Source organism: Conexibacter sp. DBS9H8 (genome assembly GCF_023330685.1).
Classification (GTDB): domain Bacteria; phylum Actinomycetota; class Thermoleophilia; order Solirubrobacterales; family Solirubrobacteraceae; genus Palsa-465.
The window spans coordinates 224,343-246,526 of sequence record NZ_CP097128.1; the positions used below are offsets into that span (position 1 = coordinate 224,343).

A 22,184-nucleotide genomic window follows, 5' to 3' on the forward strand; every position below is an offset into this window, starting at 1 on the left:
GATTCGAACCCGGGTCCGCGGGTGAACCCACGGTGAACACGACCGTGCGCTCGGGCCGGTGACGCGAAAGCCGGTCCGGGACGGGCCGATCGACGCAGGCCGGTCAGCGCTCGCCGGGGGAGCGGCGCGGGAACTGGCTGACGGGCCGCTCGAGGTCCAGCGCGGTCGTGATGATCCGGCCCTGCTCCTTGTGGTGGGCGGCCGGGTACCCCTCACCGGAGGCCGCCCGTTCGGGCCGCCCGACGTAGCCGTAGCGGAGATGTTCGGGGAGGATCTGCTGCAGGCGCGGGGCCATGTAGGCGCGAGCCCCCTTATTGCGCGGTTCCTCCTGGACCCACACGACCTCGGTGAGGTTCGGGTACTGCTCGATCAGAGCGAGGATCTCCTGCTGGGGGAACGGGTAGAGCAGCTCAACCCGGCCGACCGCGACGCCCGTCGCCGCCTCCCGGGCGGCGTGTCCGACGATGTCGTAGTAGACCTTGCCCGAGCAGAGCAGCAGCCGGGTCACCTTCGCCGGATCGGCGATCCCCGGCTCGGCGAGTACCGGACTGAAGCGGCCCTCGGCGAGCTCATCGATCCGTGAGGTCGCGGCGGCGAGCCGGAGCAGGTACTTCGGGGTCATGATGATGAGCGGCCGCTGTTTGGCGATCCGCGCCTGGCGGCGGAGGAGGTGGAAGTACTGGGCCGGCGTCGTGCAGTTCGCGACCCGGAGGTTGCCCTCGGCGGCGAGCTGGAGGAAGCGCTCGAGGCGGGCGGAGGAGTGCTCGGGACCGGCGCCCTCGTAGCCGTGGGGAAGCAGCATCGTCAGCCGCGAGGTCTGGCCCCACTTGGCCAGGCCGGGGGCGATGAACTGGTCGATCATCACCTGGGCGCCGTTGGCGAAATCGCCGAACTGGGCCTCCCACAGCACGAGCGTCTCGGGCGCCTCCTGGGAGTAGCCGTACTCGAAGCCGAGGCAGGCCATCTCCGACAGCGGGGAGTTGTGCAGCTCCATCGGCGCGTTCGCCCCGGGCAGGTGCTGCATCGCGCAGTGCTCCTGACCGGTCTTCGGGTCGTGGAGGACGAGGTGGCGCTGGGAGAAGGTACCCCGCTCGGTGTCCTGGCCCGTGAGCCGGATCGGAATCCCCTCGGTGAGCAGGCTCGCAAAGGCGAGCGCCTCCGCGTGGGCCCACATCATGCCGCCCTCCTCCCCCATCGCGACACGCCGCTGCTCGAGCTGGCGCACGAGCTTGGGGTGGACGGTGAATCCCTCCGGGGTGGCGAGCAGGTCCTCATTGAGGGCGAGCAGCCGCTCGGCCGGCACTGCGGTGTTGACCTCGGGAGATGGGGTGCGGTCGAGCTGGTACTCGCCGGTGCCCTGCTCGACGGGGGTGGCGTGCGCGAGCCGCTCCTTCAGCGCGGCGTGCTGCTCGCTGAGCACTGTCCACACGGCGTCGGTCATCTCGGTCGAATCGGACTCGGTCACGACGCCCGCCTCGATCAGCGCCCGCGCGTAGATCTCGCGGACCGGCGGGTGCCGCTTGACGACGTTGTACATCTCCGGCTGGGTGTAGGCCGGCTCGTCCGCCTCATTGTGGCCGAAGCGGCGGTAGCCGATCAGGTCGATGACGACGTCGTGTCCGAACTCCTGGCGGAAGGCGAAGGCGAGCCGGACCGTGCTGACACACGCGTCGACGTCGTCGGCGTTGACGTGGATGATCGGCACGTCAAAGCCCTTGGCCATGTCGGAGGCGTACGGCGTCGACCGGCTGTCGTCGGGATCGGTGGTGAACCCGATCTGGTTGTTCTGGATGATGTGGATCGTCCCGCCGACCGTGTACCCGTCGAGCGCCTGCAGGTTGAACGTCTCCGCGTTCACCCCCTGGCCGGGGAAGGCCGCATCCCCGTGCAGGATGACGGGGACCGCCGCGGCCGTGTCCTGCTGGGCGTGGGGTCCCTGGCGGGTCGTCTGCGCCGCCCGTGTCGCGCCGCTGGCGACCGGTCCGACGAACTCGAGGTGGGAGGGGTTGGACTCGAGCCGGACGAGGATCGACTCACCCCCCGGCAGCTGGTAGTGGCCCTCGGCGCCGTGGTGGTACTTGACGTCACCGGTCCCACCCTCCGGGATCGTCGTGATCGCCTCGAGCGTGTTCTGGCCCTCGAACTCGGCGAAGATCGATCCGTAGGGCCGCCCGAGGTTGTGGGCGAGCACGTTGAGCCGGCCGCGGTGGGCCATCCCGAGCACGACCTCACGGGCGCCGTTGGCGGCGGCGAGCTGGATGATCGAGTCGATCATCGGCACGGTCATGTCGAGACCCTCGATCGAGAACTGCTTCTGCCCGAGGTAGGACTTGTGCATGAACCGTTCCATCGCGTCGACCTCGGTGAGGCGGCGCAGGAGCGCCTTCTGCTCCTCGGCGGTGAGCGCGGTGCGGAAGCGGCTCGTCTCGATCGCCTCGCGCAGCCACAACCGCTGCCGGGCCGAGGCGATGTGCTCGATCTCGTAGGCGATCGAGCCGCAGTAGGTCTCGCGCAGATATGGGAGCGCGTCCGCGAGGGTGTCGCCCTGCACGTAGGTGCGCAGCACCCGCGCGGGAATCTGGCGCATCAGCTCGGGGGTGAGACCGAGGGAGGTGGGGTCCAGGCCCGGGTCGCCCTCGGGCTCGCGCCCGAGCGGATCGAGCCGGGCGGCGAGGTGGCCGTGGGTCCGGTAGGCCTTGAGCAGGCTCGTGGAGGCCTGCACCGCCTGGAGCAGCTCCTCGGCGGGGGCGGCGGCGGGGGCGGCTGACGGGCTCGCCCCCGCCGGCGCGGGGGCGGAGACCGCCGGAACGGAGGCTCCGGCGGCGCGAACGGGGAGCGCGGGCAGGGGCACGCCGAGGGCCTGGAAGACCGCTTCATAGAATCCGTGCTCGCCCTGTAAGTACTCCTCGATCACCTTGAGGAACCGGCCGGACTCGGCGCCCTGGATGATCCGGTGGTCGTAGGTGGAGGTCATCGACATGACCTTCTCGGCGCCGATCTGGGCGCCGATCGCCCCGAGACCGACCGGATAGTCGATCGAGCCGGTCGCGACGATCGTCCCCTGGCCGACCATCAGCCGGGGGACGGAGGCGACGGTCCCGATCCCACCCGGATTGGTGAGGCTGATGTTCGCGCCCTGGAGATCGTCGGCGGTCAGGGTGTTCGTCCGCGCCTTGTCGACGAGCAGGTTGTAGGCGTCGAGGAACTCCTTGAAGTTCTTGATCCCGGCGTTGGGGATCACCGGCACCATCAGGGTCCGGCTGCCGTCCTTCTTCTCGACGTCGACGGCGAGGCCGAGGTTGACCTGACCGTCGTCAACCCGGTAGGGGACGCCGTCGGCGGAGAGGAAGTGGTGGGCCATCACCGGCATCTGGTCGGTCGCCGCGACCGCGATCGCGAAGGCGATCAGATGGGTGAAGGAGACGCGCTGCCCGGCGTCCTTGAGCTGCCGGCGGCGGGCGTCGAGGGTCGTGACGGTGAACGTGCGGAAGCTCGTCGCGGTGGGGATGCTGCGCGACTCGTCCATGTACCGGGCGAGAGCGGCCCCGCCGCCCTTGATCCGGGTCGCGTTATCAGGGATGACCGTCGCGGGCTTGGCTGCCTCGGCGAGGACGTCGGCCTTGGTGATCCGGCCCCCACGGGCGCTGCCGGAGACGCGGCCGAGGTCGACGCCGGTCGCGGCGGCGACGCGGGCGGCGACGGGGGAGACGCCGGCGGGGATCGCTGCCGGGGCCGGGGCGGCCTCACCGATGCGGGCGCCCGCCGAGGGCGTCGCGGCGTCGGAGGGCTCGACCGCGCCGACGGCAGCGCCAACGCTCATCCGCGCGATCACCTGGCCGACGTTGACGGTCGCACCCTCATCGGCGAGCAGCTCGGTGATCGTCCCGCTCGCCGGGGCCGGCAGCTCCATGTCGACCTTGTCGGTGGAGATCTCGACGATCGTGTCGCCCTCGCGGACGCTCGCGCCGACCGCCACCGACCACTGCAGGATCGTCCCCTCGGTCACCGACTCGCCTCCACCGGGAGTGACGATGTCGATCACCTCGACCGGAGCGCCGGACTCCACCGGGGTGGAACCGCCGGCCGGAGCCGCGCCGTTCGCCGGGGCGCCTGCGCCGTTCGCGGAGGCCGCGGCGCCGTCGGCGTCGCCCGTGGACGCCGCCCCGTTGGCGGGCGCGATCTCACACAGGAGCGCGCCGATCGCGACGGTTTCCCCCTCCGGCGCGTGGATCTTGACGATCGTGCCGCTGATCGGCGCGGGGACCTCCGCGTCGACCTTGTCCGTGGAAATCTCGACGACCGTCTCATCCGCGCTGACGGAGTCGCCCTCCTGCTTGTGCCACTCCAGCACGGTTCCCTCGGTGACCGAATCGCCCATCGCGGGCATGGTGAGCTCGAAGATGCCTGTCTCAACGGCCATTGATCTGAGTTCCCATCCTAGCGATCTGCATGGTCTGACTCCGGTGAGGATTGGTTGAGGGATCCAGCGGTGGCCGCCGCCCGCCGGCGACTCTCGATGACGAAGCCGCCGGTCCCGAAGAACGGCCCGATCCCGCCGAGCACGGCAACACAGACGGCCAGCCACCACGGAATGATCCGGTAACGAGCGGCGCCGATGCAGACGAGCGACATGGCGATCCAGAGCAGTCCGTGACCGAAGCCGAGGACCGTCGTGACCGGCTGAGGGTTGGCGAGGATGAAGGCGCAGACGAGCAGCCCGAGATAGATGCAGGAGTGGAGGAAGGAGATCGCCTCGAGCCGGCCGAGCGTGATCGTCCGGGCGAACAGGGCGGGCGGGGCCGACCCGGCACGGAGACCCTCGAGGCTCTTGAGGTCCGCGCTCGCCATCACGCCGCTCCAGGGCTGAGCATCCGGCCGAGTTCACACAGGGGCGGGTCGGCTTCCGCCGGCCAGGCGTCGACGTCGGCGGGCCACCAGGCGTGGGCGTCGTGCTCGTGGTCGGGGGTCACCTCGGCGCCGGGCGCGAGCCAGGCCTGGCCGATGAACAGGACGTTGCCGTTGGCCGCCTTGACCAGCGCCTCGACGCTGAGGCGCTCGGCGCGGACCGACCACTCCTCGGCCAGCTCCCGGGAGAGCGTGTCGGTCGGGTCCTCGTCGACCTCGACCGCCCCACCGGCCCCGAGCGCCCAGCGCCCAGCCCAGGAGGCGACCCACGCCGCCCGCCGTCCGGCGAGCCAGCGCCCATCGGCTGACCGCACGACACAGAGCGCCGAGATGCTCGACACCGCGCCGCCGTCGATCAGCCGCAGCGCCCAGCGGACAGGCTGGAGTTCGAGGGCGAGCGCCGTCGGGCTCGCGTCGTAGGAGACGAGCCGAGCCGCGAGCCCGTCGTGGGAGGGCGAGCCCCTGTCCGCAAGGGCACGGAGGAGGCGGTCCGCCTCCTCCGTAGCCGCCGCATCGGGACGGAAGGGGTCGCTGCGCCAGCCGACACGCACCGCCCCCGGCGGCCACGGACCGCGAGCGAGCACCCAGCGCCCGACCATCTCGCCATCACCGGCATCGTCGTGTCCACGGGTCTCGGTCACCGGCTGAGAACCCTACCGCCGCCACCCCGAGAGCGGCTCGAGCCCGCCGGCATCCGCCGGGACCGATCGAGCAGCGCAGGTGGCATGCGAACTTGCATGCAACTTGGTATGCTTGCCGTGTGCTCAGCTCGCCCCCAACCTCGGCCTCCGCCGCCGACCGTGTCTACGCGACGACGAAGGAGGCGATCATCTCGGGCGCGACCCCGGGCGGCGCCCTGCTGAGCGAGGCGGAGGTCGCCCGTTCCCTGCAGGTGAGCCGTACCCCGGCCCGGGAGGCGTTCGTCCGGCTCGCCGCCGAGGGCCTGCTGACCCTGATGCCCCGGCGCGGAGCGGTCGTGACGCCGCTCACCCCGACTGAGGCGGTCGACCTGCTCGAGGTGCGCCATGCGCTCGAGCTCGGGGCGGTCACCCGGCTGAGCCGGCTCGCTCCGGCCGCCCGCGAGCGGCGCCTCGACCCCGCCGCCGCGGCGATCGCCGACCAGGCACGGGCGCTCGAGGCCGGGGACATCTCGGGCTTCATCGCCGCCGACGAGCGCTTCCATGGCGACCTCGTGCGCGCCGCCGAGAACGCGATCGCCACCGGGTTCTATGCGACCCTCGCCGACCGCCAGCGCCGGATGACCGCCCTCGCCATTCAGGTCAATGAGTCCCGCCTTGTCCACTTCCTCCCCGAGCATCGCGATCTCCTCCGCCGGGCCGTCGACGGGGACGGAGCGGGCTTCAGCTCCGTCCTCTGGGGTCACCTGCGTGACACTCATGTGGCGCTCGCCCCGACGCTCTGAGTGGGCGCTTCCCGTGCGGCACTCACACCGACGCTCTGACTGGACACTCGCTGCCGCGGCGATGTTCTGCTGCGGATGGGGCGGCAACCAGTTCACCCCGTTGCTCGTCCTCTACCGCGAGCGCAACCACTTCTCCGAGGTGGTCGTCGACGCGCTGCTCGGGGCCTACGTGATGGGCCTCATCCCCGCGCTCCTGCTCGGCGGCGGCCGCTCGGACCGCCACGGCCGCCGGCCGCTGATCCTCGTCGCCGTCACGAGCTCGCTGCTCGGCAGCCTCGCCCTCTCCGCCGGCACCCTGCCCCTGCTTGCGCTCGGGCGGGTGCTGTGCGGGGTCGGGATCGGCCTTGCGATGGCCGTCGGCAGCACATGGGTGCTCGAACTCAGCCGCGCGGGCGGCGCCTCGGGGGCGACCGGGGCCCGGCGCGGCTCCCTCGCGCTCACCGCCGGGCTCGGCCTTGGAGCGGGCGTCGCCGGACTGCTCGCCCAGTTCGGACCGCTGCCGGAGTCCCTGCCCTACTGGGTCCACGCCGCCCTCACCGCCCCGGTGCTGCTCGCGCTCGTCCTCAGGTCGCCCCGGCCGGGGTCCCCCTCCCCCGCTGCCCCCGTCACCCCCGGACCGGCCCCGACCGGCTGGCCGGCCGTCCTGGCGACGACCGGCTTCCGTCGCCGGATCCTCCCGCTCGCACCGTGGGTCTTCGCGGCCGGCGGCGTCGCCTACGCGACGATCCCGGAGACCCTCGCGCCCCGGATCGGGCAGTCGGCGCTGCTGTACGCCACCGGCCTCACCGTCGTCACGATGGCCGCCGGCTTTGTCATCCAGCCGCTCGCGCACCGGTTCGACCACCCGCACCGACCCCGCGGCCTCACCGCCGCGCTGGGGATGGTGGCCCTCGGGATGGGCCTCGCGACGGTGACGGCCGCCGCCGGCCTGTGGTGGCTCGGCGGCGTCTGCGCGGTCGTGCTCGGGAGCGCCCTCGGCCTGGCGATCGCCACCGGACTCCCGGAGCTGGCGCGGATCAGCCCGCCCGACGATCTCGCGCGCAGCACCGGGATCTTCTACGCCCTCGCCTACGTCGGCTTTCTCGTCCCGACCGCGATCGCGATCTCGGGCCAGACCGTGCTCGCCCTCGGAACCCTGACCGGCCTCGCGCTCCTCTGCGGGCTCGCGGTCCTCACCCCAGCCCGTGCAGGTTCAGAACGGCGGCCGGATCGGCGGCGGGGCCTCACCTTCATGTTCACGAGAGGGCCAGCCCGGACCCGCGGGTCGCACCGGAGCGAGCTCCCGCTCGTCCTCCCCGGCGAACTCCTCGTCGCTGTCGGCGACCGCGTCGACGGACTCGGACTCCTCCTCCTCGAGCCCGGCGCCATGGTTGCCGTCACAGAGCACCCGGAAGGCGCCGGTGACCCCGCTGTCGGCCTGCAGAACGATGCCGGGCAGGATCTCCTCCCCCTCCTCGAGGTCGAGCCGCTCGATGTCGAAGTGGGTCATCCCGATCCCCCAGGTGTGATGTCCGGGGTTCTCGCGGTCATGGGCGGCGACGCCCTGAGCGAGCCGCTCGAGCAGATAGGGGATCTTGGACGTCGGGTCGGCCATCTGCGCTCCGCCTCAGACTACCGCCCCGGCCCCGGCCGGGGGTCGCCGGACCCGGCCCACTAGCCTTCTCCCCTGTGGTCATCGCCGCCTCGCAGTCGACCCGCTGGCTCTCCAACACCTACCTCGTGTACGCCGAGGGCGGGGAGGAGGCCCTCCTGATCGACGCCGGCGGGCCGGTCGCGCCGCTCCTCGACATCCTCGAGCGGACCGGGCGGCGGCTCAGCCACGTGCTGATCACCCACCACCATCACGACCACGTCGACGAGCTCGATGCCGTCCTCACACGCTGCCCGGGCGCGGTCGCGCTCGCCCATCCGACCGAGCGCTACAGCATCGACTCCCCGACCGAGGCGATCGAACCGGGCACCGTCCACACCTTCGCCGGCCTCGAGGTCACGGCGCTGGCCACCCCCGGCCACACCGGCGGGATGCTCGCCTTCCTCGTCGGTGACCGCGATGTGTTCACGGGAGACACCCTGTTCGCCGGGTCGGTCGGCGGCGTCAACGCCCCCGGGGCGACCAGCTTCGGCGACCTCCGGCACTCGGTGATGGACGTCCTGCTCACCCTCCCGCCCGAGACGGTGATCCACCCCGGCCACAGCGGACCGACGACCGTCGCCGACGAACGGGAGCACAACCCGTTCGTCCGGGTCTGGCGCGGCCTGGATCCGGAGGGAGAGCGTCCCTGCACCGTCGCGGGCCCGCTGCCCGAACCGGGTCCGGCGACCGTCGTCTGCGCCGCCCGTGACTACGACGGGGGTGAGAAGCTGTGGATCCGCTGGGCCGACGGCAGCGACGACATCATCCCCGGCTCCTGGCTCGCGGCCGCCGGCCAGACCGTCCCGGCGCCGCCCACCCCGGGGTCGGCGTGAGCGACGCCGACAAGATCCCGACCTCGCGCTTGATCCGCACCGCCCGGCTCGGGCGCCTCGCCGCGGGCCAGGCGGTGCGCAGCGCCGGGACCAAGACGGCGAACCTCGCCCGTGACGACGAGGGACGCCGGGCCGCCGCCGAGCGGCGCAACATCCAGGCGGCCGAGCAGATCGTCGCCGCCCTCGGGACGATGAAGGGCGCGGCGATGAAGGTCGGCCAGGTCCTCTCGGTCCTCGACGCCGGGATCGTCCCGCCCGAATACCAGGCCGAGTTCCAGGCCAAGCTTGCCGAGCTGCGTGATTCGGCGCCGAAGGTCTCCTTCGCCGCGATGGCGAAGGTGATCGAATCCGACCTCGGCGAGCCGATCTCCCGTGTCTTTGCCGACTTCAACCCCGAGCCGATCGCCGCCGCCTCGATCGGTCAGGTGTATGAGGCGACGCTCGCCGCCGACGGCCGACGGGTCGCCGTCAAGGTCCAGTACCCCGGCGTCGCGGCCGCCGTCCGCGCGGACATGAAGAACCTCGGGATGATCCTTCGGCTCGCCAAGCGGATCGCGCCGGGGATGGACGCCCAGGCGATGGGCCGGGAGATCCAGGAGCGGATCTTCGAGGAGCTCGACTACGAGCTGGAGGCGACCAACCAGCGGACCCTCGCCCGGCTCCATCGCGGCCACCCGTTCTTCGTGATCCCCGATGTGATCGGCGACCTCTGCCGGGAGCGCGTGCTCGTCAGCGAGTTCGTCGAGGGGACCGGCTTTGAGGCGCTGAAGGAGCGGTCCCAGGCCGAGCGGAACCGGATCGGCGAGATGATCTTCCGCTTCTACTTCGGCTGCCTCTTCCGCCACCACCAGTTCTCGGGGGATCCCCACCCGGGCAACTCGCTGCTCTTGGACGACGGCCGGATGGCCTTCTTCGACTTCGGGCTGTTCAAGTCGATGCCCGCCGCCGCCGTCGAGGCGGAGATCGCCGTGCACCGGGCGATCATCGAGGGGGACGCCGAGCGCGTCCTCGCCCTCGGGACCGAGGTCGGGATCTTCAGCGACCCGTCGCGCTTTGACCCCGAGCGGGTTCTCGCCCAGCTCCGGGACGCCTCCCACTGGTACACCGTCGACGCCGGCGAGATCGAGATCACCCGCGAGCTGACGACTCGGGTCGTGATCGACGTCAGTGACCCCCGCTCGGAGTACTTCAGCCAGATGCGCCACGAGAACGCGCCGCCGGACCACATCTTCGCCGCACGGATGGAGGTGATGTGCCTGGCCGTCCTCTCCCAGCTCCGCGCCCGCGGCAACTTTCACCGGATCGCCCGCGAGTGGTTCTACTCGGACCCGCCCGCAACCGAGCTCGGCGCTCTCGAAGCGGCCTTCTACGGTCGCTGAGGGCGGGCCGGTGGTCGACCGGGACCACCGGCCCGGAGGACCGCCCGCGGGCCCGAACCCCTCAGACCCTCAGACGCGCTGGATCTGCAGCAGTGACGTGGTCCCCGGCCGGCCGCTCGGGAGACCGGCGGTGATCGCGATGCGTGCGCCCGGCTTGACCCAGCCGAGCTCGACGACGCGGCGGCAGGCGTCGGCGATCAGGCTCTCGGTGACCTCGTGGCGGCGCATGCTCGCGGCCTCCACTCCCCACATCAGGCCGCAGCGGCGGACCGTCTCGCGGCCGGGGGAGAGGGCGAAGATCGGCACGTTCGGGCGGTGGGCGGAAACGAGCCGGGCGCTGCGGCCGCTGAGGGTCGGGGTGACGATCGCGTCGAGGTGCAGCTCGCGGGCGGCCTGGCAGGCGCTGTAGGCGAGCGTGTAGGCGGGGTCGCGCGCGTCACGGCGTACGCGCCCCTCGATCCAGTCGATGTAGGGGAGCTCCCGCTCGGTCCGCTCGGCGATCGCGGCCATCATCTCGACCGCCTCCACCGCGTACTGGCCGACGGCGGTCTCCTGGGAGAGCATCACCGCGTCCGTGCCGTCGTAGATCGCGTTGGCCACGTCGGTCGCCTCCGCCCGGGTCGGGCGGGAGGCGCGGACCATCGAGTCGAGCATCTGAGTGGCGGTGATCGACGGTCGGGCGAGCTGCCCGGCCAGGCGCAAGAGCCGCTTCTGGGCGCTCGGCACGTCCTCGATCGGCAGTTCGATCCCGAGGTCGCCGCGGGCGACCATCACGCAGTCGGCGGCGCGGATGATGTCCTCGGCCGCCTCGACCGCCTGGGGCTTCTCGATCTTGGCGATCAGCGGCAGGCGGGTGTGCTTGCGCACCGAGGTGACGTCCTCGGCGCTGCGAACGAAGGAGAGGGCGACGAGGTCGACGCCGATCGACTCGCCGAAGGCGAGCATCTCGAGGTCCTCCTCGGGGACGGCGCGCAGCCCGCGGGTGGAGCCGGGGATGTTGAGACCCTGGCGGGAGGCGACGCTGCCGGGGATCTCGACGATCGTGTCGACCTCACCCGCGCCCGCGCGGACGGCCTCGACGCGCAGCCGGATCGCCCCATCGGCGAGGTAGACCACGTCCTGGGGGTCGACGGCGTCGGCGAGGCCGGCCCAGCTGACCGACATCCGCTGCTCGTTGCCCTCTTCGGAGGAGCCACAGCAGAGGGTGAGCGCCTGGCCGCCCTTGAGCTCGGCGATGCCGCCGCTGAGGGCCCCGATTCGCAGCTTCGGTCCGGGCAGGTCCTGGAGGATCGCAACGGGGCGGCCGGCCCGTGAGGAGGCCTCCCGGATCCGGTCGACGTTCTCTGAGTGGGTGTCGCGATCGCCGTGGGAGAAGTTGAGCCGGGCGACGTCGAGTCCCGCCTCCACGAGCCGGGCGAGCACGTCCGGCTCACGGGATGCGGGGCCGATCGTCGCGACGATCTTCGTGCGGCGCATCTAGGGGTGGGTCCGCTCCATGGTCACCCCAACTTATCGTCTCCCCCTCCCACGGCGCATCGAATCGGCGGATCTCCTCTCTGAGCCGGCCCGCCCGCGGGTCGGCTCAGAGAGGATCCGGCCGGTCCAGAGCTCGAGCACCCGCAGCCTTGCGGTGTTCGTCTCCGCGGCCGTGCGGGCGATCCGGCGGCCGCCGGCGGTCGCGGACCGGGCGTCGGCGACGGCGAGCGCCCCAGCGGCGGCGCCCGTCCGAGTGAGGCGGGCGTGTCCACCGCCCCGACGGCGGTGGACGCCGCCCGGCGGGGGTCCGGTGGCGGGTCGGCTCGCGCTGGGGGTGGTCGGGGGCGGGGCGGCGGACCGGTCGGTGCCGGCCCCCTCATCCGCAGGCGTGGCGGCGCTCATCCTTGAGCCTCAGCAGGATGAGGGAGTTCCCGTTCGGCGGCGAGGGTGGGCCGCCCAAGCGCGTCGCCACCCATGTCCGAGGGCATCTGCGCGACCCGAATCGTGCCTTTTCATCCCCGCGGCGAGGTGCGAGCACGATCAGGTGCGTCCAGCGACCCGAATGGTGAAACGCCGGCCGGCGACGACGCTCATTTCACGATCCGGTACCCCACACCACCCGGACGGCGACTCAGAGAAAGACGCCGTCCCGGCTGAGGGTCTCACCGTCCACGGTGATCTCGCCGCCGCCGCGGAGGTCGCAGACGAGGTCCCAGTGGATCGCGGACTCGTTGACCCCGCCACACTCCGGGTAGCTGTTGCCGAGGGCGAGATGGATGCTGCCGCCGATCTTCTCGTCGAGCAGCGTCGAGCCGGTCGCCCGGTCGATACCGGGGTTGGTCCCGATCCCGATCTCGCCGAGGCGGCGGGCACCCGCGTCGGTCGCCAGTTGGGCCTGGAGGAGATCGTCGCCCTCCGCGGCTGCGGCCGAGGTGACGACGCCGTCGACGAAGGTGAGGACCACCTCGCTCACCCGGGCCCCGAGGTTGGAGGGGACGTCGAAGGTGATCTGGCCGTTCGCACTCCCCTCGAGCGGGCTGGTGAAGACCTCGCCGGAGGGCATGTTCCGGCGCCCGTCGGAGTTCTGCCAGCGCCGGCCGGTGACGGTGAGGGTGAGATCGGTGCCGGCCGACTGGATGCGCACCTCACGGGCCGGGGTGAGCCGCTCGACGAGGACCTGCTGGCGGGCCGACAGCTCCCGCCAGGCCGCGATCGGATCGGGCCGATCGAGGAACAGAGCGCCCGTGAGGAAGGCGGTGTAGGCCTCCAGGCCCATCTCCGCCTCCTCGGCAAGGGCGGGCGTCGGCCAGATCGAGATCGCCCAGCGCTTGGACAGGCGTTGCTCGGTGAGGGGGCGCATCGCGGTCAGGAAGCGGGAGAGGCGGCCCGGCTCGACCCCGGCGAGAGGCTCGCGCACGGTCGGCGCGACGAGGTGGCACCAGGCGTCCATCGAGTCAAAGACGGCCCGGCGCGCCGGCGGCTCCGTGTCGAGGTGGCGGTCGCGGGCGCGGTCGAAGAAGAGCCGTTCCTGACCGGGGAGGGTGAGCTTGAACTCCGGCCAGGCGTCGCGGTCAAGCAACGCGCCGGAGAGGGCGCTGAGCGCGGGCTCGGCGGCCGTCGTCGTGTCGATCACCACCGTCTGGCCCGGCTGCACCTCCAGGCACCAGTCGCAGATCAGCGCGGCAAAGGCGTCGGGGTCGAGCGTCATCGTCTTCTCCTGGCTATCGAGTTGCGCCGGCTTTGGGTGGCTGGACGTGGATGGATTGCCTATGGGGCGTCGAGCTCGGGGAACCATTCGGCGGCGTGGGCACGGAGGCAGTCGCGGACAAAGCGGCGCTCCCCGGGAGTCGCCGCGCGGTAGCGGCCGAGCAGCTCACGCTGGGAGGCGGCGGTGACGCCGTCGATCGTCCAGGCGACGGCGAGCCGCTCAAAGAGCAGTTCGGCCGCCCGCTGCCAGGCGTCCTCCCGGTCGTTCCCGCCGTGAAGGACACCGGCGTACTCCTGGCGAGCCTTGAGCGTGAGCGAACCGCGCAGCTCGAGAGTGTTGCCGTCCGGGTCGGTGAAGGTCGCGGTCGGGGCGACGAAGGCCGGCGCCCCGGCGTCGCCGCCCGCCTCTCGGCGACGCGCACGGCGGCCCATCAGCGCACCGCCGCCGTGGCGTGGCGTGGCGACGGAGTCGCCATCACGCCTCCGCCGCGGCTCGCAGTTGCCCGGGGACATCCATCCCCGAGACCGGGTGGGAGTGGCCGACCCAGACGACGCGCGGCTCGCGGTCGGCGAGGGCAAGCAGCGACCTCCGGGCCTGCTCGACGTCCTGGTCGAAGGCGGGATGGGGCAGTCGCGGCGGCCCCGACCGGCCGGTCTCGACGTCGAGGGTGTAGAGGACATCGGAACAGATCGCCAGACCGTCCTCCTCCCGGAACAGGCCGATCAGTCCCGGTGCGTGCCCGGGCAGATCGAGAACCTCGAAACCGCCGACCCGATCACCGGCCGCGACGGTGCCGGCGACTGACAAGGGCCCGCCGTCCCAGAGGCGGAAGAGCAGAGGGAACTGCGCGCGGGCGAGCGGCCCGAGGCGACCGAGGTCCCAGTAGTCACGCTGGTGGGCGGCGGACTCGGCGGCCGCGCGCTCGAGCGGGTGGCAGAAGATCGGCGCCGCGAGCCCGGCCGCGCCGCCGCGGTGATCGCAGTCGGCGTGGCCGAGGATGACCCGGGACAGCCCGCCGAGCCGGGCGGCGGCGGCGGCGATCGCCGGCCCCATGCTCGCCACTCCGGCGTCGAACACGGTGACTCCACCGTCGGGCTCGGCGATCAGGTAGACGTTCATCGACGCCGGCGCGTGGGCGCTCACCATCCACACACCGGGTGCGATCACCCTCGCCTCCCCACCGCGGAGGGGGCGGACGAACCGAGCCCCGATCCGGGCCGTGGCGGCCCGGCGGCGGCGGCCATGGCGGCCGTCCCCGAGGCCGAGGACGGCGCATACGCCGGCGCGGTCGTAGAAGACGCGTGCGGAGTCGATCTGCCCGTCGTGGACGGTGAGGAGGGCGGCACCCTCGACGTCGAGGGTGCGACCGTTGGCGGGAAACCCGGCGAGCCCACCGGACCCGGCGAAGGTCCCCCGCGCCCGCCAGTGGATGACGCAGCGCTCGCGGTATGTCGTCGTCTCGAGCTCCTCGACGCGCAGGTCGGGAACCGCGCCGAGGAGCGTCTCGAGGACCTGTCGCAGACCCCCAGGCGCGGTGATGGGCCCTTGGCCGGGGAGCTGGACGGTCGCGCCGGCCCGCCAGTGGACGAGCGCACCGTCGAGGTCGCGGCGCCCGAGGGCGCGAACGCACAGTCGGGCTGTCTCTGAGCTGGAGGCCATTCGACGTCCGAGTTTCCCATATCGTCTGGGCCCATGAGCAGACCGGAACTTGGGCGCGGCGAACGGATCCTCCCCGGGCTGTTCCGGCTTCGCCTCCCGCTCCCCTGGCCGGGAGTTCCCCACTGCAACGCGTGGGCGGTCCGGGCCGGGGACGGTCTCATCCTCGTCGACTGTGGCATGCACCAGGACGGCTCGCTCGATCAGCTCGAGTACGCCCTCACCCAGGTCGGGCTCACCCTCGACCAGGTCACCCACCTCGTCATCACCCACGCCCACGCCGACCACTACGGCCAGGCGGCGACGGTTGTGGCGCGCACCGGCGCCCCCCTGTGGATGCACCCCGACATCGATCACGCCCGCGCGGGGTACGGCGATCCGGACGGCGCGCTCGCGCGGCGGTACGAGATCGGCCGCCAGAGCGGGGTGCCCGACCGGCCGCTGCGCAGCTTCCTCGAGCACTACCGCGACCTCCCCTCGGGGATCGCCGCGTTCGTCGCCGCCGACCACCCGCTCACCGGTGGGGTGACGCTGGAGAGCGATCTCGGTCCGCTCGTCGTCTACGACACCCCGGGTCATGCGCCATCCCACGTCTGCCTGTTCGCCCCCGAGTCGCGCGTGCTCATCTCCGGCGACCACCTGCTCGGTCGTGTCTCGCTGTACTTCGACTACGGCTGGACCCCTGATCCGATCGCCGAGTTCCTCGGCGGACTCGACACCGTCGAAGCCCTCGATGCGCGCCTCTGCGTGTCCGGGCATGGGCGCCCCTTCAGTGACGTGGACGCTCACATCCGCGCCAACCGGGACCTCGTGCAGGAGCGCCTGCGCGCGACGCTCGCCGGCCTCGCCGACATGCCGCTCACCGCCCTCGAGCTCGTCCCGGGCATCTTCGGCGAGCCGCTCACCCCGATCACCGCGAGCTGGCGTCTCCCCGAGACGCTCTCCTACCTCACCCACCTCGAGCGGGCCGGGGCGGTGCGGCGGGAGCGGGACGGGCCCGAGGACGCCGAACGGTGGCGCCAGGCCTGAACGTAACCTTGACATAATCGTGTCAAGGTTGTTAGTCTCACGCCGTGCTCATCGATGAGATCATCACCGGTCGTGACGGGCCGGTGTTCAGTTTCGAGTTCTCCCCGCCCAAGACCGATGAGGGGGAGGCGAACCTGCGGGCCACCCTCGCCCAGCTGCGTGAGCTCGAGCCGGCGTTCGCCTCGGTCACCTACGGAGCGGGAGGCAGCACACGCGCCCGCACGCTCGAGATCACCAAGTGGCTCAAGGCCGATCTCGGGATCGAGGCGATGGCCCACCTCACCTGCGTCGGAGCCTCGATAGGCGACCTGCGCCGGACGCTCGAGGACCTTGCGGAGGCAGGCATCGAGAACGTGCTCGCCCTCCGCGGAGATCCGCCCCAGGGGGCAACGAGCTGGCAGCCCCACCCCGAGGGGCTCCGCCACGCCGCCGAGCTGATCGATCTCGCCCGGCGGGAGTTCCCCGCCCTGGGCGTCGCCGCCGCCGCCTACCCGGAGGTGCACCCGGAGGCGACCGACCCGCTCACCGATCTCCAGCACCTCAAGGCAAAGGTCGACCGCGGCGCCGGGGTGCTGATCACGCAGCTGTTCTTTGACAACGGCGCCTATTTCCGCTTCGTGGACGCCGCCCGGTTCGCCGGGATCGAGGTCCCGATCCTCCCGGGAATCATGCCGATCACCAACGTCGCGCAGATCAAGCGGATCACCGGGTTGTGCGGGGCGTCGATTCCCTCCGGCCTCCTCGAGCAACTCGAGCAGCGCGCCGACGACCCGGAGTCGGTCGCCGAGCTCGGCGTCGCCTACGCGACACTGCAGTGCGCCGAGCTGCTCGCCCACGGCGCACCGGGAATCCACTTCTACACGCTCAACCGGTCACCCGCGACGCGGGCGATCCTCAGCGCACTCAAGCTCGCCCACCCCGCAGCGGCGCCCAAGCCAGTCGGTGGCTAGAACGCGTGCCTCCCGGGCGAGGCCGCGACCGCGCAGGCGCGGGGCGACCCAGACGGTCACGCGCGCCCGCCCGGCCGACGAATCGATCGCATCGATGACGAGCCGGCCACAGCAGTCCTCCGAACCGGGCTGGACGAGGGTCAGCTTGAGCGTCCCCGCCGCCCAGTCGGCGGCCGCCTGCTCGACCTCGGCGCCGAGCTCCGCGCCTGAGGGGGGGCGCGCGAGCCCGAGCCGGGCCGCGAGGGACCGGTCGTCCTCATGAGCGATGAGAATCTCGGGAATGTCCCAGTCTGAGATCGGCCGCAGATCGACGAGCGCACCGGACAGACGGGCGGGGGGATCGGGCATCGGGGGAGTCACGGACGGCACCCTAGCGCCCGCGGGAGGCGAGGCGCTCGCGTACCGGATCCGCCGCTCTGATCGAGCCCGTCGGGTCCGGGTCGCCGTCGAGGTGGACGGCACGGTCACCGTCGTGCTGCCCCGCCGGATCCCGGAGGCCGCGGCGCTGGCCGCGGTGCGCGAGCTCGCTCCGTGGATCGCCAGGCGCCGCGCCGCCGTCGCCACGACCGCCGCCGCCCTCGCCGCCCGTGGCGGGCGGCTGCCGTACCTCGGCGCGTGGCTGACGGTCGTCGGGGAGGCCGGGCGCCAGCGCGCCCACCGCCGCGCCGACGTGCTCCTGGTCCCGGCAGACCAGGAGCAACGCCAGCCCGCGATCGAACGCTGGTACCGCCGCCAGGCCGCGCGGGAGGTCGCCTGGCGTCTCGACGCCGCCTGTGCCCGCGCCGGCCTCACCTACCACGGGCTGACGATCCGCGGCCAGGCGACCCGGTGGGCGAGCTGTTCGGCGCGCGGCGCGATGAGCTTCAACTGGCGGCTGCTCCTCGCCCCGCCGGAGATCCTCGACTACGTCGTCTGGCACGAGGTCTGCCACCTCGCGGTGATGGACCACTCCCCGCGGTTCTGGGCGCTGCTGGGCGAGCACCTGCCCGGCTACGCCGAACCGCGGGCCTGGCTGGCCCGGCACGGGGCAAGCCTCGTGCTGTGAGCCGGACCGGCCGGCGGGGCCGCTGGCGGTCGCGGCCGGCGGGCGCGGAGCGGCGGAGCGGTCAGGCGCCCGCAGGCAGGTCCTCGGGCAGCGGGACCGTCTGGGGGGTGCCCGGCTCGCTGTCGGCCCAGTCGGCGAACGCCTCCGCGTCCCGGGAGACGTGGGCGCGATCGACCATCGAGCCGAGCACGAGCAGCTCGAGGTCGGCCGGCCCGCGGTTGATCAGCTGGCGCCGGACCGCCGGGGCGACCCGGACGATCTCCCCGGCGCCGAAGCGGTGCTCGACCCCCTCGACGGCGAGGGTGAGCTCACCGGCGAGCACGACGTAGACCTCCTCCTGGCCCGTGTGGCGGTGGATCCGGTTGCGCTGGCGGGGGGTGAGGACGAGCTTGTTGATCCCGAAGGACGTGACGCCGAGGGCGTCACGGAGGCGCAGGAAGCGGTCGGCGGCGGCGGCGTCGAGCCGGGCGGTCCCGACTCCGTCGGGCAGGTCACTCATCACAGCTCCTCCGGTGGGGGACGGCGGTTGGAGTCATCAGGGTCTCCACGCTCAGCCGCGGGCCGAGACGGGCACGTAGTCGACGGTGCGCGCGCCGGTGTAGATCTGGCGGGGACGGGCGATCTTCTGCTCGGAGTCGTCGATCATCTCCAGCCACTGGGCGATCCAGCCGGCCGTGCGGCCGATCGCGAAGAGGACCGGGAACATCTCCACCGGCATCCCGAGCGCCTCGTAGATGAGGCCCGAGTAGAAGTCGACATTCGGGTACAGCTTGCGCTTGACGAAGTACTCGTCCTCGAGGGCGATCTTCTCGAGCTCGGTGGCGATGTGGAGGAGCGGGTTCTTGCCCGTCACCTCGAACACCTCCTCGACCGCCTGCTTGATGATCTTCGCTCGCGGGTCGAAGTTCTTGTAGACGCGGTGCCCGAAGCCCATCAGCCGCTCGTTGCCGCTCTTGACCCCGGCGATGAAGTCCGGGATGTTCTCGGTCGAGCCGATCCGACGCAGCATCCGTAGGACCGCCTCGTTGGCCCCGCCGTGGAGGGGGCCATAGAGCGCGGCGACGCCGGCGGCGACCGCCGAGTAGGGGTCGACCTGGCTGGAGCCGACCGAGCGGACGGCACTCGTCGAGCAGTTCTGCTCGTGGTCGGCGTGGAGGATGAAGAGGACGTCGAGGGCGTGCTCGAGCCGCGGGTCGGGCTGGTACTTGAGCTCGGTCATCTTGTAGATCATCGAGAGGAAGTTGCCCGCGTAGGAGAGGTCGTTGTCCGGGTAGACGTAGGGCTTGCCCTGGTTGTGGCGGTAGGAGAACGCCGCGAGCGTCGGCATCTTGGCGATCAGCCGGATCACCTGCAGGTACCGGTTGTCGGTGTCCTTGATCTGGGCCGCCTCGGGGTAGAAGGTCGAGAGGGCGCCGACGGAGGCGAGCAGCATGCCCATCGGGTGGGCGTCGTAGCGGAAGCCCTGCATGAACTCCTTGACGTTCTCATGCACGAAGGTGTGCATCGTCACCTGGTGGGTCCACTCCTCCAACTGGCGCTGGTCGGGCAGCTCTCCGTGGATGAGCAGGTAGGCGACCTCGAGGTAGGTCGACTTCTCGGCGAGCTGTTCGATCGGATAGCCCCGGTACTCGAGGATGCCGCGATCCCCGTCGATGTAGGTGATCGCCGACCGGCAGGACGCGGTGTTCATGTACGCCGGGTCATAGGTCATGATCCCGAAGTCGTCCTCGGAGGCCTTGATCTTGCGCAGCTCGGTCGCGCGGATCGTGCCGTCCTCGATCGGGACCTCGTAGGTCTGGCCGGTCCGGTTGTCGGTGATCGTCAGCGTCTCGGCTGCGCCGGCGCCGGTCCCGTTCTCGGTCACTGCCGATTCAGTCGCCATCGCGTTCCTCTCTCGCGGTCGGTCCAGGGTCCAGATTCGCCTCTGACTCTAGTTGATCGGACCTCTGTGGCCGGCTCCCGTAGCGGCTCTCGGTCGCCGCCCGCTGACCCTGGTAGTGGCTGCCCAGGCCGGGGCTGCCGTAGGGACGCTGCGCGGGGCGGTCGAGCGCCATGAAGGAGAGCTGGGCGATCGGGACGCCGGGGTAGAGGAGGATCGGGACGCGCGTGAGATTGTTCAGCTCGAGGGTGAGGGTGCCCTCGAAGCCGGGGTCACAGAAGCCGGCGGTCGCATGGACGATCAGCCCAAGGCGCCCGAGGGACGACTTGCCCTCGATCCGGGCGACGATGTCATCGGGGAGGGCGACGTATTCGAGGGTGCGCCCGAGCGCGAACTCCCCCGGGTGGATGACGAAGGCGTCCCCTTCGGCGATCAGCACCTCCTCGGTCAGATTCGCCGGCGGGTTGTGCAGGTCGATGCAGGCGACCCGGTGGTTGTGGAAGACCCGGAAGCTGTCGCCGAGCCGGAGATCGACCGAGGCCGGCTGGAGGTTGGCCTCCTGCCACGGGTCGATCGTGATCGTCTGGGCGGCGATCAGCTCACGGATCGTCGCGTCGGAGAGAACGGACACGGTCGGGCAGTGTGCCAGCCCGTGACGGCGGCGGGGCCGTCGCCGTCACCGATGGCCGGGATCCTCAGCGGACACGTTGGCGCCGAGACGTCCGTGGGTGGGCCCGCACGGCGCGAACGCGGTCCGGGGAGGCCGGGACGGGCTCCCCGTGGGGCCCGCGGGGACGGGGCCCACGGCCACCGGGCCGGGGGCGGCGCGGGTGCACCGCCGGCAGCGGCTCGATGCGCTGGCCGCCGTCATCCTCGCCGGAGGGCGCGTCCTCGGGCTCCTCGCGGATGAACCACCAGAGGACGAGCGCGAGGACGACGAGCGGCAACCGGTTTTCGATCAGGTGCCAGAGGTTGAGCAGCATGGCGGACACGCAATGCTAACGGGCGGTCAACCTCCGCGGGGCCCGGCCGTGGGGCCCGCCGTGGCAGGCACAGCGGGCGGGGCGGGCGGGCGGTGCCGGCGGTGCCGGCGGGCGGGCGGTGCCGGCGGGCGGGCGGTGCCGGCGGGCGGGCGGTGCCGGCGGGCCCGGCGGGCAGGCGGGTGGGCGGGGCCGGTGTCAGGGTCGCAGTTCGAGGTCGTCGACCTCGAACTGCGTGAGCGTGGCGAGTGCCCGCACCCGGTCGGTGATCTCGGCACCGGTGAGCCGGGCGACCCGCTCGGTCCCGAACTCCTCGACGTTGAAGGAGGCGAGCGCGGTCCCGTAGGCCATCGCCCGGCGGAGCAGGCCGAGGTCGACCGGCTCCTCCGGGTGCGCCGCGACGTAGCCGACGAGCCCGCCGGCGAAGGTGTCCCCGGCGCCGGTCGGATCGCGCACGTCGGCGAGCGGGAAGGCGGGCAGGGAGAAGAAACCGTCAGCCGTGATGAGAGCGGCACCGTACTCCCCCTGTTTGGCGACGACGGCGCTCGGACCCCAGCCGAGGACCTCCCGCGCCGCCCGGATGAGGTTGGGGGCACCGGTGAGCTGGCGCAGCTCGGCGTCGTTGAGGATCACGCAGTCGACCTCAGAGATGGCGGCGACGAGCGCGTCGCGCGCCACCTCAATCCACAGGTTCATCGAATCGAGCGCGACAAAGCGGGCGTCGCGCGCCTGGGTCCGGACGGCCCGTTGCAGGTCGGGCTGGATGTTGGCGAGGAACAGCACGTCTGCGGCGGCGGCCGCCGGGGAGAGACGCGGCGCGAACCCCTCGAACACGCCGAGCTGGGTGTCGAGGGTCTCACGGTCGTTGAGGTCCCAGCCGTAGACCCCGGACCAGAAGAAGGTTCGGCCGCCCCGAACGTGGACGATGTCCTCACAGACGACGCCGCGCCCGCTGAGGACCGCCTCCTCCGCCGGGCTCCAGTCGTCCCCGACGGGCCCGACGATGCGGACGCGATCGAAGAACGAGGCCGCCAGGGCGAAGTGGACGGCCGAGCCGCCGAGCATCCGGGGACGCTCACCAAAGGGAGTGCGGACCGCGTCAAAGGCGATCGAGCCGACGACCGTGAGGGACATGGGCAGGGAGGGTAGCCGGGCGCGGCCGGCGGCTCCGGTGCAGAGCCGTTCGGCCGTGGCAGGGAGGGGTGGCGCGGGCGGCCCCGCCTCGATACCGTCTCTCGCGCCTGCCCGGCGGCAGGATGGCCGAGCGGGCCCGGGGGACGAGCTCGGC

General features: G+C 72.1%; 21 protein-coding genes. 7 read left to right on the forward strand and 14 right to left on the reverse strand.

The window, feature by feature from the left end; genetic code table 11:
• Window positions 1-103: 103 nt before the first annotated feature.
• The 3 genes from M3M55_RS01060 to M3M55_RS01070 are packed head-to-tail and all read right to left on the reverse strand — an operon-like array spanning window position 104 to window position 5,546.
• Window positions 104-4,420, reverse strand: a complete 4,317-nt coding sequence (locus M3M55_RS01060) for a multifunctional oxoglutarate decarboxylase/oxoglutarate dehydrogenase thiamine pyrophosphate-binding subunit/dihydrolipoyllysine-residue succinyltransferase subunit (protein WP_249010972.1) — start codon at window positions 4,418-4,420, stop codon at window positions 104-106.
• A 17-nt stretch (window positions 4,421-4,437) separates the two neighbouring features.
• Window positions 4,438-4,848: a hypothetical protein gene (locus M3M55_RS01065; RefSeq protein ID WP_249010973.1), complete on the reverse strand. Its 411-nt coding sequence runs from the start codon at window positions 4,846-4,848 to the stop codon at window positions 4,438-4,440.
• Window positions 4,848-5,546: an NUDIX hydrolase gene (locus M3M55_RS01070; protein ID WP_249010974.1), complete on the reverse strand. Its 699-nt coding sequence runs from the start codon at window positions 5,544-5,546 to the stop codon at window positions 4,848-4,850. Before M3M55_RS01070 ends, M3M55_RS01065 begins: the two co-directional genes overlap by 1 nt.
• A gap of 119 nt (window positions 5,547-5,665) precedes the next feature.
• Between M3M55_RS01070 and M3M55_RS01075 the strand changes: the two genes are divergently transcribed.
• From M3M55_RS01075 to M3M55_RS01090, 4 genes are read left to right on the forward strand one after another with little or no spacing between them, the layout of a single operon-like run.
• On the forward strand, window positions 5,666-6,328 hold the full coding sequence (locus M3M55_RS01075) for a GntR family transcriptional regulator (RefSeq protein WP_249010975.1): 663 nt from the start codon (window positions 5,666-5,668) through the stop codon (window positions 6,326-6,328).
• A 13-nt stretch (window positions 6,329-6,341) separates the two neighbouring features.
• The gene (locus tag M3M55_RS01080) at window positions 6,342-7,985 is read left to right on the forward strand and encodes an MFS transporter (RefSeq protein ID WP_249010976.1); all 1,644 of its coding nucleotides are present in this window, start codon (window positions 6,342-6,344) and stop codon (window positions 7,983-7,985) included.
• Between the two features lie 11 nt (window positions 7,986-7,996).
• The gene (locus tag M3M55_RS01085; RefSeq protein ID WP_249010977.1) at window positions 7,997-8,794 is read left to right on the forward strand and encodes an MBL fold metallo-hydrolase; all 798 of its coding nucleotides are present in this window, start codon (window positions 7,997-7,999) and stop codon (window positions 8,792-8,794) included.
• Entirely contained in the window at window positions 8,791-10,173 is a 1,383-nt protein-coding gene (locus M3M55_RS01090; RefSeq protein WP_249010978.1) for an AarF/ABC1/UbiB kinase family protein, read from the forward strand. Before M3M55_RS01085 ends, M3M55_RS01090 begins: the two co-directional genes overlap by 4 nt.
• 69 nt (window positions 10,174-10,242) lie before the next feature.
• On the opposite strand, the gene pyk is transcribed toward M3M55_RS01090, so the two are convergent.
• The 5 genes from pyk to M3M55_RS01115 form a co-directional block, all read right to left on the reverse strand.
• On the reverse strand, window positions 10,243-11,649 hold the full coding sequence (gene pyk / locus M3M55_RS01095; RefSeq protein WP_249010979.1) for a pyruvate kinase: 1,407 nt from the start codon (window positions 11,647-11,649) through the stop codon (window positions 10,243-10,245).
• Between the two features lie 33 nt (window positions 11,650-11,682).
• Complete coding sequence (locus M3M55_RS01100) at window positions 11,683-12,051, reverse strand: hypothetical protein (RefSeq protein ID WP_249010980.1); 369 nt, start codon at window positions 12,049-12,051, stop codon at window positions 11,683-11,685.
• Between the two features lie 229 nt (window positions 12,052-12,280).
• Window positions 12,281-13,357, reverse strand: coding sequence for an aminopeptidase (locus M3M55_RS01105; protein ID WP_249010981.1), 1,077 nt, complete (start codon window positions 13,355-13,357; stop codon window positions 12,281-12,283).
• Window positions 13,358-13,416: 59 nt separating this feature from the next.
• Complete coding sequence (locus M3M55_RS01110) at window positions 13,417-13,788, reverse strand: hypothetical protein (RefSeq protein WP_249010982.1); 372 nt, start codon at window positions 13,786-13,788, stop codon at window positions 13,417-13,419.
• Between the two features lie 43 nt (window positions 13,789-13,831).
• On the reverse strand, window positions 13,832-15,016 hold the full coding sequence (locus tag M3M55_RS01115) for an MBL fold metallo-hydrolase (protein ID WP_249010983.1): 1,185 nt from the start codon (window positions 15,014-15,016) through the stop codon (window positions 13,832-13,834).
• Window positions 15,017-15,049: 33 nt separating this feature from the next.
• Here M3M55_RS01115 and M3M55_RS01120 point away from each other — a divergent pair, with 33 nt between their 5' ends.
• Both M3M55_RS01120 and metF read left to right on the forward strand, forming a co-directional pair.
• Window positions 15,050-16,042 carry an MBL fold metallo-hydrolase gene (locus tag M3M55_RS01120; RefSeq protein ID WP_249010984.1) on the forward strand — a complete coding sequence of 331 codons (993 nt, stop codon included), beginning with the start codon at window positions 15,050-15,052 and terminating at the stop codon, window positions 16,040-16,042.
• 44 nt (window positions 16,043-16,086) lie between these two features.
• Window positions 16,087-16,992, forward strand: coding sequence for a methylenetetrahydrofolate reductase [NAD(P)H] (gene metF / locus M3M55_RS01125; protein ID WP_249010985.1), 906 nt, complete (start codon window positions 16,087-16,089; stop codon window positions 16,990-16,992).
• Here the strand turns inward: metF and M3M55_RS01130 are convergent.
• On the reverse strand, window positions 16,915-17,340 hold the full coding sequence (locus tag M3M55_RS01130; RefSeq protein WP_249010986.1) for a GNAT family N-acetyltransferase: 426 nt from the start codon (window positions 17,338-17,340) through the stop codon (window positions 16,915-16,917). The two genes, metF and M3M55_RS01130, sit on opposite strands and share 78 nt — an antisense overlap.
• Here M3M55_RS01130 and M3M55_RS01135 point away from each other — a divergent pair.
• Window positions 17,273-18,037: a M48 family metallopeptidase gene (locus M3M55_RS01135; RefSeq protein ID WP_256469028.1), complete on the forward strand. Its 765-nt coding sequence runs from the start codon at window positions 17,273-17,275 to the stop codon at window positions 18,035-18,037. The two genes, M3M55_RS01130 and M3M55_RS01135, sit on opposite strands and share 68 nt — an antisense overlap.
• A 61-nt stretch (window positions 18,038-18,098) precedes the next feature.
• On the opposite strand, the gene M3M55_RS01140 is transcribed toward M3M55_RS01135, so the two are convergent.
• The 5 genes from M3M55_RS01140 to M3M55_RS01160 form a co-directional block, all read right to left on the reverse strand.
• Complete coding sequence (locus M3M55_RS01140) at window positions 18,099-18,536, reverse strand: cupin domain-containing protein (RefSeq protein WP_249010988.1); 438 nt, start codon at window positions 18,534-18,536, stop codon at window positions 18,099-18,101.
• A gap of 51 nt (window positions 18,537-18,587) precedes the next feature.
• Window positions 18,588-19,919 carry a citrate synthase gene (locus tag M3M55_RS01145; protein WP_249010989.1) on the reverse strand — a complete coding sequence of 444 codons (1,332 nt, stop codon included), beginning with the start codon at window positions 19,917-19,919 and terminating at the stop codon, window positions 18,588-18,590.
• Complete coding sequence (gene dcd, locus M3M55_RS01150) at window positions 19,909-20,547, reverse strand: dCTP deaminase (protein WP_249010990.1); 639 nt, start codon at window positions 20,545-20,547, stop codon at window positions 19,909-19,911. The genes M3M55_RS01145 and dcd overlap by 11 nt, the downstream gene beginning before the upstream one ends.
• A 64-nt stretch (window positions 20,548-20,611) precedes the next feature.
• Window positions 20,612-20,899 carry a hypothetical protein gene (locus M3M55_RS01155; protein ID WP_249010991.1) on the reverse strand — a complete coding sequence of 96 codons (288 nt, stop codon included), beginning with the start codon at window positions 20,897-20,899 and terminating at the stop codon, window positions 20,612-20,614.
• 195 nt (window positions 20,900-21,094) lie between these two features.
• Window positions 21,095-22,030, reverse strand: a complete 936-nt coding sequence (locus tag M3M55_RS01160) for a PfkB family carbohydrate kinase (RefSeq protein ID WP_249010992.1) — start codon at window positions 22,028-22,030, stop codon at window positions 21,095-21,097.
• Window positions 22,031-22,184 lie beyond the last annotated feature (154 nt).